This window comes from Roseovarius carneus (assembly GCF_020141465.1).
In the GTDB taxonomy this organism is placed as follows: Bacteria; Pseudomonadota; Alphaproteobacteria; order Rhodobacterales; family Rhodobacteraceae; genus Roseovarius; species Roseovarius carneus.
The window spans coordinates 2164211-2176291 of sequence record NZ_JAHSPD010000001.1; the positions used below are offsets into that span (position 1 = coordinate 2164211).

A 12081-nucleotide genomic window follows, 5' to 3' on the forward strand; every position below is an offset into this window, starting at 1 on the left:
TGGCGTCGCGAGGGGGTAACTCAGCGCGGCGCCATTTGCCTTCCATCGGTGGCGAAACCGATGAAAGATATCCAGAGCACGAAGGAAACATATCATGAATACACCTGCCACACCAATCCTTGATCGCGTCGCCTCTCCGGCGGATCTGCGCCGCCTTAGCGACGGGGCGCTTGGCCAGCTGGCGGATGAGCTGCGCGCCGAGGTTGTCTCGGCCGTCTCCGAGACTGGCGGGCATCTGGGGTCTTCCTTGGGTGTGGTGGAAATGACGGTGGCGATCCATGCGGTTTTTGATACGCCGCACGACAAGCTGATCTGGGATGTGGGCCACCAATGCTATCCGCACAAGATTTTGACGGGCCGCCGGGACCGTATCCGCACGTTGCGCCAAGAGGGGGGCTTGAGCGGTTTCACCAAACGCGCCGAGAGTGATTATGACCCTTTCGGCGCCGCACATAGCTCCACCTCAATCAGCGCCGCTTTGGGCTTTGCAGTGGGGCGCGATATGGGCCAGCCGACGGGCGACGCGATCGCGGTAATCGGCGATGGCTCGATCAGCGCGGGGATGGCCTATGAGGCGCTGAACAACGCGGGCGCGGAGGGGCGGCGTCTTTTCGTGATCCTCAACGACAACGAGATGTCCATCGCCCCGCCGGTGGGCGCGATGTCGAGCTATCTCAGCTCCATCGGTGGCACACCTATTGGCCAGATGGCCGAGGATTTTGAGAAAGCCCTTCCCGGCCCCTTGCGTGATCACGCGCGCCGCGCACGGCAGCTTGTGACCGGACAGATGAGCCAGGGGCGCGGCACGATGTTCGAGGATCTGGGCTTTCAGTATTATGGCCCCATCGACGGGCACGATATGGGACAGCTTCTGGCCGTTCTGCGCTCGGCCCATACACGGGCCACGGGGCCGGTGCTCATCCATTGCTGCACCGTGAAGGGCAAAGGGTATGGCCCCGCCGAGACGGCGGCGGACAAATATCACGGCGTGGCCAAATTTGATGTGGAGACCGGCGCGCAGGCCAAGAAACTGCCCAACGCGCCCAGCTATACGCGTGTCTTTGGCGATGCCCTGCTGCAAGAGGCGCGCGCAGATAGCCGCGTTGTTGCGGTGACGGCGGCGATGCCATCGGGCACGGGGGTCAATATCCTTGCCGATGCGCTGCCCGGGCGGGTGTTTGACGTAGGGATTGCTGAGCAGCATGGCGTGACCTTTGCCGCCGGGATGGCCGCGTCGGGGCTCAAACCCTTCTGCGCGATTTATTCCACGTTTTTGCAGCGTGGCTATGACCAAGTGGTGCATGACGTGGCGCTGCAAAACCTGCCGGTGCGCTTTGCGATTGACCGTGCGGGCCTTGTGGGTGCGGACGGGCCCACACATGCGGGCGCGTTCGACATTTCCTATATGACGGCGCTGCCCAACATGACCGTCATGGCCGCTGCGGATGAGGCGGAGCTGATGCATATGGTGGCCACGGCCGCCGCACATGACAGCGGCCCGATTGCCTTCCGCTTTCCACGCGGCGAGGGGACAGGGACGTCCCTGCCGGAGCGCGGCGAGGTTTTGGAGATTGGCCGTGGCCGGGTGATCCGTGAGGGCGCGGATGTGGCGCTTTTGTCCTTCGGGGCGCATCTGGCCGAGGTTGAGAAGGCCGCTGCCATGCTGGCCGAGCAGGGTGTCGAGGCCACCGTCGCCGATGCGCGCTTTGCCAAGCCGCTCGACATGGATCTCATCCGGCAGCTTGCGCGCAATCACAAGGCGCTGATCACGGTGGAGCAGGGCTCGAAGGGCGGTTTCGGCGCGATGGTGCTGCATGCGCTTGCCAATGAGGGCTGGCTCGACGGGAGCCTCGCGGTGCGCACGATGACATTGCCCGACCGCTTCATTGATCAGGCGGCCCCCGATGCGATGTATGCGGATGCGGGGCTCACTGCGGGCGATATCGCGGCCAGTGCGATGCAGGCCCTGGGCCGCACGCGGATGGCCAAAGGCGGCGTGCTGCCCAGCTAGGGCATTGGACCAGACATAGAAAAACGCCGCGCAAGTAAGACCTGCGCGGCGTTTTGTTGTTTTGGCTTTGCCTGCTTACGCGATCTTGAGGGCAGGGCGGTCGAAAATGGCGCTGTGGTAATTCTCAAGGTAGATGCGCAGCCACGGCGTGAAGAGGTCCGGCTCGTTCGCGGCGCGTTCCACCAACGTGTCGACATTGACCCATTCGGTCTCCATCACCTCATCTGGGTTGCACTGCACCGTCATCGTCTCGGGTGCTTCGGCGAGATAAATCTCTACCACTTCATGTTCGATCAGGCCGCCGCCGACATCTGCGCGATACTCCACGCGCCCACGGTGGCGATAGCTGAGGCCCGTCACGCCGAGTTCTTCCTCCATGCGCCGCGCGGCGCAATCGAGGCTTTTCTCGTCCCAGTTGGGATGGGTGCAGCAGGTGTTGGCCCAAAGGCCCGGCGTATGATATTTTCCCAGCGCACGGCGTTGGATCAGCACGTCATCGCCGCTGACCACGAAGACGGAGACGGCCTTGTGCCGCAATCCGCGCTTATGCACTTCAAGTTTTTCCACTGGGACGAGCGTGTCGCCCACCCATGCCGGAATCATAGCAGTCATGTTCTCTCCACAGAGACCAAGCGCGTCAAATGCGCCAGGTTTTTCAGGCCGATCTTGAGATGCGCCATCGGGCGCGCCTTGACCAGTTTCTTGTTCATATATGCCTCGAATGTGAGGCGCTGCACGTCGATATCATGGCATAGCGACACGAAGCGTTCGCGCCGCTCGTCCGAGCGGTAATAAGCATTTTGCATTGAGGCCAGCACGCGGAACACGGTCTTATGTTCCTTCATGAAGAGCGAGCGGGCGAGTTTGAGGTTCTTGACCTTGCCGGTCACAAGCGTGGCGGCGCAGGCGGTGGCGGCCACGCGACCCCCGACCATGGCATAATAGATGCCTTCGCCCGAAGAGGGCGCGACAACACCTGCCGCGTCCCCGGCCAGCACCACGTCCAAGCCGTTGTCCCAGCGGTCCAAAGGCTTGAGCGGGATGGGCGCACCTTCACGGCGCAGCGTCTCGCAATCGGTGAGACCCGCCATTTCGCGCAGATCAGCGGTGGCTTTCTTGAGATCCACCGAGGCCACTTCGGTGCCCATGCCGACAGAGGCGCTATCGCCATGCGGGAAGACCCAGCCGTAGAAATCGGGGCTGATCTTGCCGTCATAGATCACATCACAGCGCGCGGGATCATAAATTGCCGTCTTGGCAGGGGCCTTGATGATCTCGTGATAGGCCAGAACGTAAGGGATCGTGTCGCCGCCGGGCACCTCGGCGCGTCCCACCTTGGAGCGCGCACCATCGGCACCGATAATCAGCTTCGTTGGCAGGGCGCGCTCTTGGCCGCTGGCCTTGTCGCGGAAGATCACGGCGGTGCCATCCTCGCCACGCTCAATCCGCAGAAAAGTGCCGGTGAACAACTTGGCCCCGGCCTCCACCGCGCGGTTGCGCAGAAAGGGATCAAAATCCTTGCGGTCCACCATGCCGACAAACCCGTTCTCGATAGGGATGTCCACGTGACGGCCCGTGGGCGAAATCATGCGCGCGGTGTTGACCTTGGCGACAAGCTGCGCGTCCTCAATGTGGAAATCGCGCATCAGACGCGGCGGGATCGCCCCGCCGCAGGGTTTGATACGGCCATCACGGTCCAGAAGGGCGACGCTATGGCCCGAACGAACCAGATCTTCTGCGGCTGTGGCACCTGAGGGACCGCCCCCGACAACAACGACATCATACATATGCTATTCTCCCGGAACGAGGGCGCGGCGGGTCATGCTACGCTCCATGACTTGGGCCGCCATGAAGGCTGCGGCGATGAAAAGGGCGGCCTCGAAGACAAAGACGAGGCCGAATGATTGTGACGTGCTGAGGCTGGTCATGCGGAACACATCCACAAGCGCGGCACCGGTGAGGCCACCAAAGCCCGCCGCGATGGCCTGTGCCGCGCCCCAAAGGCCCATGCGTGTGCCCTCGCGCCGCTCCCGGCCCGCACCGGCGAGTGCCATCATCGAGCCGATGGCGGCAACCGCGAACATCCCGTTGAAAAAGCCCAATGCCACGACCGCGGCGGTCAAAGGCGCGCCCGGCCCGATCGTGCCGAGCGAGGCAATCGCCAGGAGTGCCACGCAGGAGCCAAGGCAGCCCGCGATCACCCAGGAGCGCAGCGCGCCCCATTTGAGGCCCGTGGCCGCGATCCCCACAAGGAGCATGCCGATGAAGACACCGCCGTTTTGCGCGCCGCTGAGCGATGTGGACTGTCCGGGCGTGAAGCCGAAGACCAGACCTGCATAAGGCTCAAGGATCAGCTCCTGCATGAAATAGGCCGTCATGGAGAGGAAAACGAAGAGGGTGAAATTGCGCGCCTCACGCTCGCGCCAGACCTCTTTGAGGCCATCGAGAAAGGGTGTTTTTTCCGGCTCCTGTTCGGCATGGACGGCGCGCTCGACGCCCCAGACTGCGATGACTGTGACGAGCACGGCCAGCGCACAGACGCTCCCCACGATGCGCAAGAGAAGCGCTGGCGTATAGGGGTCCAGCATGGCGCCCACGATGCCCGCCGTGGCCGCGATCCCGAAGATCATCATCAGCCACACGATGGTGGCAGCAGCGGCGCGCCGGGTGGGGGCAGTGGCCGTGGCCATGAGCGCCAGAAGCGATGTGCCGCCCGCGCCCACACCCACACCGATGAGGGTATAGGCCAGCACGCTGAGCAACAGGCCAAGGGTTGCCGCCTGCGGGATCAGCCAGACAGCAACCGCCGCAAGGAAAGCCCCAAGTGCCAGAATGGCCATGCCGGTGATGATCCAGAAGGTCCGATTGCCGCCCGCATCGGATTTGAACCCCCAACCGGGGCGCGACAGCTGGATGGCATAGTGCAACCCGACGAGAAGGCCGGGGATCAAAGCGGGCAGGGCCAGCTCGACAATCATCAGTCGGTTCAGCGTCGATGTGGTCAGCACCACAATCGCGCCAAGCGCCATCTGCACGAGGCCGAGGCGGAAAATCTGGACCCAGCTGAGTTTCATGAGACACCTCCCAAGGCGCGCAGGGCGAAGGCGGCGATCATCATGCCCGAGACATAGAGCGTGATGCCGGTGCCGTTATACCAAGGTGTGCGGCCCTTTGGGTCGCTCAGAAGGACGCGCATGGCCCAGAACTGCACCGCAAGAAGGGCCGCGATGGCCAGAGCGTGCCATGGGCGATCCCATGTGAACAGAAGCGCGATGACCACGACTTGCGGGATCGCCATGACCCAGCAGGCAAGGCGCGCGGCGCGCGCAGGGCCCATCGTGACGGGCAGGGAGTTGAGCCCCATCTGCCGGTCGCCTTCAAGGGCCTTGAAATCATTGAGGGTCATGATGCCATGCGCGCCAAGCCCGTAGAGGAGCGCGATCAGCATTGTCTCCCATGAGGGCGCACCAGCGGCCAAAACAGCCGCGCCGGTGATCCACGGCAGTGTCTCGTAGCACAGACCGCAAAGGCCCGGACCCCAGATGCCAGAACGCTTGGCGCGCACAGGCTCGGCCGAATAGGCCCAAGCGGCGGCAACGCCAAGGATCGTCGCGCCAAAGCCCCACGGCCCAAGCTGCCAACCGATCAGAAGAGACAGGCCTGTCATGGCCAGCGCCACGTAAAGACCCCAGCGACCGGGCACCCGGCCCGAGGGGATGGGGCGGTCCGGTTCGTTGATCGCGTCCACATGACGGTCGCACCAGTCATTTGCGGCCTGACTCATCCCGCAGACCACGGGGCCTGCAAGGATCACACCCAGAAGCACCAAAAGCCACTGCCCGGAAGGCGAGGCACCCGAAGATACGGCCCCACAGAGATACGCCCACATGGGCGGAAACCATGTGATGGGCTTGATCAGTCGCAAAAGTGCGAGAGGATCTGGGAGCCGCCGGGGGGTGATGATTGGAGTATCGGCCATAGTGTCAGTTTAGCCTGACACCGTGTGTATCGCAAGTGTAAATCAAGATTTACACTGCGCCTGAAGAGCCTTGCTTAAAAGGGTGGCGGCCTAGTCCGTGTCGCGTGAAATCAAACCGTATTTGCGCAGTTTCACATAAAGAGACTGCCGCGAGAGGCCGAGCATTTCGGCGGTGGCGACGCGGTTGTTATCCGTAAGTTCAACAGCGGTTTCGATGCAGAGTTTCTCAATGACATCAGTGGTATCCGCGACGATCTCCTTGAGGGTCGCGCTGCCCACAAGCTCAACCACGGACTTGCGGTTATCGCCTGCGGGACCGGAGCCTGCGAGGGCGCGGGTCTTGTCGGTGACTTCTGCATCACGCATGACGAAAATATAGGCAGGGTGGGCGGCATCGGCGAGATAAGTCGCGGAAATCTCAACGGAACGCTCGTTATCATACTGTCCCTTGACCTTGGTTGCGTAGAGCCGCATCCGGCCCGAACGGGCGGCATTTTCCAGCAGAACCTTAAGGTCCACCACGCCGCGCCCAAGGAAATCGGCGAGGCTGCGGCCCTTAACTGCGGTGCCATGGGCGCAATCTGTGAGGCTGAGGAAGGCGTCATTTGCGGCGACGATCATGCCGTCGCGATTGGCAAAGACCAGCGCATCGGGTCCGTTCTCAAACAGGCCGGTCATGTACCGCGCCAGCACATCCTTGCCGGCACGATCCGCGGCCTGTTCTTCAAGTCGGCAGAGCATCATACGCTCCCCCGCGGCCCGAAAAAACGACGGTGCGGCGCGCAACACGATCCGGCGGCGACCGCGCAGAACCAAGGAAACTTCGGTATTGCCTTCGGACAGCGCCGAGGCGGCCATATCGGCCATCAACTCGCTCTTGCCCTGATCTTCAAAAATGGCGGCGAAATCAGCGCCCGTCAGTTCTTCCGAGGTTTGCCCCAGAAGGGCGGCGGCAGATCCATTGACGTCCGTGATGCGCCCATTGGCGACCGAGACAAAGACGATCGCATCATGGCTCGCCTTCATCAGCACGCGAAAGCGGGTGTCATATTCGCGTTGGCGTTCAAAATCTTGCTCAAGTGCAATCTGGGCGTTGACCAGTTGCTGCTGCAAATCCGCGACGGGGCGCAGATCGCGGCCCATCATCAAGATGGCACCATCCGGGCCGATATCGAAAAAGGAATATAGCACCGCCGAATCTTGTCCCGGCTGGGCCGACTGGTGGTTCATCTGCGCGCGCTGCTGACGATCGGGGTCCGCGCGATGCTCTTCCATGGCGCGCTCGAACTTGGCGATGCTATCGGGCATGAGGGTGCTGCGGATATTCTGGCTTTCCCATGATTTCACATGAGAAAAAGCGCTGTGATCAGGTGCATTGAGAACGGATAGGATAAGCCCATCCACATCGATTACCAAGGCCAGGTCCGAAATGGTCGAAATCATTTCGGCAAGCATCTCTGGCTCGATCATCGGCACGGCGCCGAGATCCCAGTTTTGCGTTCCTCCGGAATTCATTAGGCGTCCTTTACTCGGCGCTGGCATGCGCTTTGCGTGTCCGTTGATGTCTGCGTTGACATCAACCTCACCCCGCCTCGAGGCCACAAAAGACGAGGGCTTCATCCAGATCGGATGTGACGAGGCCGGCGCCGGTTCTGCTATACAGGTCGTCGGGTTCACCCGCGACGCTGCCGCCCAGAACAACGGGAATGGTCGGTCCGTCAGAATGGTTCTTGATGGCCCTGACGAGGGCCGTTATCGCGTCCAGCCCATCGCCAAGCGACGATGAGATAAAGACAGCGCTGTAGCTTCCCGTGGCCAACATCGCCTTGAGCGAATCGGGAGAGACCCCAAGGGCGAGGCGCACGGAAAGTCCCTCGCGCCGCAGCCGTGTCGAGACGACCGAGGCACCCAAAGTGTGCTGCGCCTCCATCGGGACCGCCACGATGACAGATCCCTTGGTGCTTGCAGCGCCCACCGCGCCATCTGCGGTCCAGACCGCTGACAATTCCCGCACCAACGCCTGAAGCCGGGCCGTGCCAATGGTCACTTCGGCAAAGCTGCTGATATCGTCGGTCCACTCATCGCCCATGCGGCGGGCGGCTGCGGGAATGTAATGATCTACAATGGCTTCGGGTGAGATACCCATCTCCAGCATTTGCTGGGTGACAGCGCGGTGACCATCTTCTGAACGGCCCATGGCGGATTGCAGCAATTTATCAATAAACACGGACCCAGCCTTTTGTGGGGTTGTGCGGGATGCGACGATCGAAAGCGCGAAATCTGCGAGATCGCCAACACGTTGTGTGACAGGCCCCGATCCTTGTGCGGCGTTTCGTTCGGCGTTCTGCGACATCATATCCCCAGTCTTCATTCGGTGTGTTTCGCTCAAAGTTGCGACCGCGAGCAGAGATGCAGCCACTTAGTTTTGTATTGTTTTCCGTGTGGCCGAAAATGTCAAAGAAAATAGACAGTATATAAAGAGGCCTGTTTGTTTCCTGTGATTTTTTCAGCATTTTATTGTTGTAAACGGTGAAAAATTGCAGAGTTCTCAAATTTTAGACAGTGTAAGCTTTGCGTATCAGGTGTGTAAATCAAAGTTGACACCAGCCCTGTCTCAGTCTTATCTTCAGGGTTGTAGCCACCTTGGGAACGGTGAATGACACAGCATTCGACTTCAAAGCCAGTAGGGCTCCTTTACACTGCAGAAGAGCGCGCGCGCCGTGACGCGACACGCTGGACCCTCGTGCAGGGTCTTTTGGCGCCGGCTCAGTTCTTGGTCTTCGTGATCTCGCTCGTGCTGGTAATCCGGTATCTTTGGACGGGCGAGGGGTATCAGGCGGCGACCATCTCGATCATCGTGAAAACCGGCTTTCTTTACGTGATCATGATCACGGGCGCGATCTGGGAGAAAGTGGTTTTCGGCTGCTATCTTTTCGCGCCATCCTTCTTCTGGGAGGATGTGTTCTCCTTCGTCGTGATCGCGCTGCATACCGCTTATATTCTTGCACTTTTCGACCAATCCATGACCACGACCGGCCTCATGATAATCGCCCTTCTGGCCTATGCAGCCTATGTGGTGAATGCGGGTCAGTTTATCTGGAAGCTGCGCCGCGCCCGGCTTGATGCCGAGACGCGCGGCATGGGCTCCGAGGTGACGGCATGAAGGATCAGATCCCCGCCACGACCGGATGCCGCACCGCCCCCGTTTTGAAAGAGCGCGGACAGCGCGAAGTCTTCTGCGGGCTCACCGGGATTATCTGGCTGCACCGCAAGATGCAGGACGCGTTCTTTCTCGTCGTGGGCAGCCGCACCTGCGCGCATCTGCTGCAATCGGCGGCGGGGGTGATGATCTTCGCCGAGCCGCGATTCGCCACGGCGATTCTCGAAGAGGGCGATCTCGCGGGCCTCAAGGATGCGCATGACGAGATTGACCGCGAAGTGGGCCGTCTTCTGGCCCGCCGCCCCGATATTCGCCAGCTCTTTCTGGTGGGCTCATGCCCCTCAGAGGTGATCAAACTGGATCTGGCCCGCGCCGCCGAGCGTCTGACGCAAACCCATGCGCCTCATGTGCGGGTTCTGAACTATTCCGGCTCGGGCATTGAGACGACATTCACCCAAGGCGAGGATGCGTGCCTTGCCTCCATGGTGCCGGTCCTGCCCAACACGGATGCACGCGAATTGCTCGTGGTGGGTGCGCTGCCTGATGTGGTCGAGGACCAGATGCTGGCCCTCTTGTCCGATATGGGCATTGGCCCCGTGCGCTGCCTTCCGGCGCGCGCGCGTGCTGATGAAATCGCCGTCGGGCCGAATTCGGTCTTTGCGCTGGTGCAGCCCTTCCTCGGCGACACCCATGCCGAGCTTGAGCGGCGCGGCGCCCGCCATCTTCCCGCCCCATTCCCCTTTGGTGAGCAGGGCACAACAGCCTGGCTGCGCGCCGTCGCCGATGAATTCGGCGTGGACGCAGAGACCTTCGCCCGTGTCACGGACGCGCCCCGCAAGCGCGCGCGCACCGCCATCGCCGGTGCGGCGGATGTGCTCAGCGGCAAATCGGTGTTCTTCTTCCCCGACAGTCAGCTTGAAATCCCCCTCGCGCGCTTTCTCACGCGCGAATGCGGCATGACCGCCATCGAAGTGGGCAGCCCCTATATCCACGACGCGCTGCACGGCCCCGATCTCGATCTGCTGGAGGCCGGCCCGCAAATCTCGGAAGGGCAGGACGTTGATTTGCAGCTAGAACGCGTGCGCGCCGCGCGCCCTGATCTCACGGTTTGCGGTCTTGGCCTCGCCAACCCGCTGGAGGCCGAAGGTCTGCTGACCAAATGGGCCATCGAATTGGTCTTCACCCCGGTGCATTTCTACGAGCAGGCGGGTGATCTCGCTGGTCTCTTCTCACGCCCCATCCGGCGCCGCGCGCGCCTGCATCTGGAGGCTGCGGAATGATCCCTCTTCTTGCCACAAGTATCCTTGGGGGTCCGGGGGCAGACAGCCCCCGGCGGCGCGCCACAGACGCCCGCACCGCGTGGATGGAGGGCCGCCCATGAAGCTCACCGTGTGGACATATGAGGGCCCCCCCCATGTCGGTGCGATGCGCGTCGCCACCGGCATGACCGGCCTGCATTACGTGCTGCACGCGCCGCAGGGCGATACATATGCGGATCTTCTCTTCACCATGATCGAGCGGCGCGACCATCGCCCGCCGGTCACCTACACCACGTTTCAGGCCCGCGATCTTGGTTCCGACACGGCGAACCTTTTCAAAACGGCCTGTCAGGATGCCTATGACCGCTTCCAGCCCGAGGCGATCATCGTCGGCGCGTCCTGCACAGCCGAGCTGATCCAGGATGATCCCGGCGGCATGGCCGAGACCATGAACATGCCCGTGCCGGTGATCGCGCTGGAGCTTCCAAGCTACTCGCGCAAGGAAAATTTCGGCTGCGATGAAACGTTTTTCCAGATCGTACGCCACTTGGCGAAGCCGATGGCGCGGACTGAGCGGATCACGGCCAACCTGATAGGCCCCACCGCGCTTGGTTTCCGTCACCGCGACGATATCGTTGAGGTCACGGCCCTTCTGGACGAGATGGGGATCGACGTGAATGTGGTCGCGCCCATGACCTCGTCTCCGTCGGATATTGCCCGCATGGGGGCCGCGCATTTCAACGTTCTGATGTATCCCGAGACGGCTGAAATGGCCGCGCGCTGGATGGAGAAGGAGCTGGATCAGCCTTTCACCAAGACTGTGCCAATCGGGGTAGGGGCCACGCGCGATTTCATCGCCGAGGTGGCCAAGATCACGGGCCGCCCGGCACGCATGGAGGAAAGCCGCCTGCGCCTGCCATGGTATTCCAAATCCGTCGACAGCACGTATCTCACAGGCAAGCGTGTCTTTATCTTTGGCGATGGCACACATGCCCGCGCCGCCGCGCGGATTGCGCGCGACGAGATGGGTTTCGAGGTTGTTGGCCTTGGCTGCTATAACCGCGAATTTGCCCGCGATATCCGCGCTTTGGCGCGTGAATATAATGTCGAAGCGCTGATTACTGATGACTATCTTGAGGTCGAAGCCGCCATTGAGGCCGCCGCACCCGAGATGATCCTCGGCACCCAGATGGAGCGCCATATCGGCAAGCGTCTGGGCATTCCTTGCGCCGTGATCTCGGCACCCGTCCATGTGCAGGATTTCCCCGCGCGCTACTCGCCCCAGATGGGGATCGAGGGTGCCAATGTGATTTTCGACACATGGGTGCATCCGCTCGTGATGGGGCTGGAAGAGCACCTTCTGCACATGTTCCGCGATGATTTTGAATTCCACGACGCCGCGGGCCCAAGCCACCATGGCGGCCACGCCCCGAAGCCGATGCCGGCCACCGCCGATGAGGCCCGCAGGGCCGAGGAGGCCGCCGCCCCGCCCGAGCGCCAGCCCAATGGCGAGGTTATTTGGCTCGATGCCGCCGAGCGCGAATTGAAAAAGATCCCGTTCTTCGTGCGTGGCAAGGCCCGCCGGAACACAGAAACCTTCGCCGCCGAGCAAGGCATCTCTGAGATCACCCTAGACACCCTTTATGAGGCGAAAGCACACTTTGCGCGATAA

General features: G+C 61.8%; 10 protein-coding genes. 4 read left to right on the top strand and 6 right to left on the bottom strand.

Annotated elements, in window-relative coordinates:
- The first annotated feature begins 94 nt into the window (after nt 1-94).
- The gene (gene dxs, locus KUD11_RS10840; RefSeq protein ID WP_109384688.1) at nt 95-2011 is read left to right on the top strand and encodes a 1-deoxy-D-xylulose-5-phosphate synthase; all 1917 of its coding nucleotides are present in this window, start codon (nt 95-97) and stop codon (nt 2009-2011) included.
- A gap of 75 nt (nt 2012-2086) precedes the next feature.
- Here dxs and idi read toward each other — a convergent pair whose 3' ends face one another.
- From idi to KUD11_RS10870, 6 genes are all read right to left on the bottom strand, one after another.
- Nucleotides 2087-2623 carry an isopentenyl-diphosphate Delta-isomerase gene (gene idi / locus KUD11_RS10845; protein WP_109384687.1) on the bottom strand — a complete coding sequence of 179 codons (537 nt, stop codon included), beginning with the start codon at nt 2621-2623 and terminating at the stop codon, nt 2087-2089.
- The gene (locus KUD11_RS10850; protein WP_109384686.1) at nt 2620-3798 is read right to left on the bottom strand and encodes a geranylgeranyl diphosphate reductase; all 1179 of its coding nucleotides are present in this window, start codon (nt 3796-3798) and stop codon (nt 2620-2622) included. Before KUD11_RS10850 ends, idi begins: the two co-directional genes overlap by 4 nt.
- A 3-nt stretch (nt 3799-3801) precedes the next feature.
- A complete protein-coding gene (locus KUD11_RS10855) occupies nt 3802-5085 on the bottom strand; it encodes a BCD family MFS transporter (RefSeq protein WP_109384685.1) in 1284 nt (427 codons plus the stop codon).
- Nucleotides 5082-5990, bottom strand: a complete 909-nt coding sequence (gene chlG, locus KUD11_RS10860) for a chlorophyll synthase ChlG (protein WP_109384684.1) — start codon at nt 5988-5990, stop codon at nt 5082-5084. Before chlG ends, KUD11_RS10855 begins: the two co-directional genes overlap by 4 nt.
- A 90-nt stretch (nt 5991-6080) precedes the next feature.
- Nucleotides 6081-7505 carry a transcriptional regulator PpsR gene (gene ppsR / locus KUD11_RS10865; RefSeq protein ID WP_109384683.1) on the bottom strand — a complete coding sequence of 475 codons (1425 nt, stop codon included), beginning with the start codon at nt 7503-7505 and terminating at the stop codon, nt 6081-6083.
- 67 nt (nt 7506-7572) lie between these two features.
- The gene (locus tag KUD11_RS10870; protein ID WP_224380206.1) at nt 7573-8217 is read right to left on the bottom strand and encodes a B12-binding domain-containing protein; all 645 of its coding nucleotides are present in this window, start codon (nt 8215-8217) and stop codon (nt 7573-7575) included.
- A 429-nt stretch (nt 8218-8646) separates the two neighbouring features.
- Between KUD11_RS10870 and bchF the strand changes: the two genes are divergently transcribed.
- The 3 genes from bchF to bchB all read left to right on the top strand — a co-directional run bounded on the left by bchF (nt 8647) and on the right by bchB (nt 12081).
- The gene (gene bchF / locus KUD11_RS10875; RefSeq protein WP_109384681.1) at nt 8647-9153 is read left to right on the top strand and encodes a 2-vinyl bacteriochlorophyllide hydratase; all 507 of its coding nucleotides are present in this window, start codon (nt 8647-8649) and stop codon (nt 9151-9153) included.
- Nucleotides 9150-10430: a ferredoxin:protochlorophyllide reductase (ATP-dependent) subunit N gene (locus tag KUD11_RS10880; RefSeq protein WP_109384680.1), complete on the top strand. Its 1281-nt coding sequence runs from the start codon at nt 9150-9152 to the stop codon at nt 10428-10430. The genes bchF and KUD11_RS10880 overlap by 4 nt, the downstream gene beginning before the upstream one ends.
- 97 nt (nt 10431-10527) lie before the next feature.
- Complete coding sequence (gene bchB, locus KUD11_RS10885; RefSeq protein ID WP_109384679.1) at nt 10528-12081, top strand: ferredoxin:protochlorophyllide reductase (ATP-dependent) subunit B; 1554 nt, start codon at nt 10528-10530, stop codon at nt 12079-12081.

Coding starts and splice junctions, on each gene's coding strand:
- dxs (WP_109384688.1), top strand. CDS start 95: ATGAATACACCTGCCACACCAATCCTTGATCGCGTCGCCTCTCCGGCG.
- idi (WP_109384687.1), bottom strand. CDS start 2,623: ATGACTGCTATGATTCCGGCATGGGTGGGCGACACGCTCGTCCCAGTG.
- KUD11_RS10850 (WP_109384686.1), bottom strand. CDS start 3,798: ATGTATGATGTCGTTGTTGTCGGGGGCGGTCCCTCAGGTGCCACAGCC.
- KUD11_RS10855 (WP_109384685.1), bottom strand. CDS start 5,085: ATGAAACTCAGCTGGGTCCAGATTTTCCGCCTCGGCCTCGTGCAGATG.
- chlG (WP_109384684.1), bottom strand. CDS start 5,990: ATGGCCGATACTCCAATCATCACCCCCCGGCGGCTCCCAGATCCTCTC.
- ppsR (WP_109384683.1), bottom strand. CDS start 7,505: ATGAATTCCGGAGGAACGCAAAACTGGGATCTCGGCGCCGTGCCGATG.
- bchF (WP_109384681.1), top strand. CDS start 8,647: ATGACACAGCATTCGACTTCAAAGCCAGTAGGGCTCCTTTACACTGCA.
- KUD11_RS10880 (WP_109384680.1), top strand. CDS start 9,150: ATGAAGGATCAGATCCCCGCCACGACCGGATGCCGCACCGCCCCCGTT.
- bchB (WP_109384679.1), top strand. CDS start 10,528: ATGAAGCTCACCGTGTGGACATATGAGGGCCCCCCCCATGTCGGTGCG.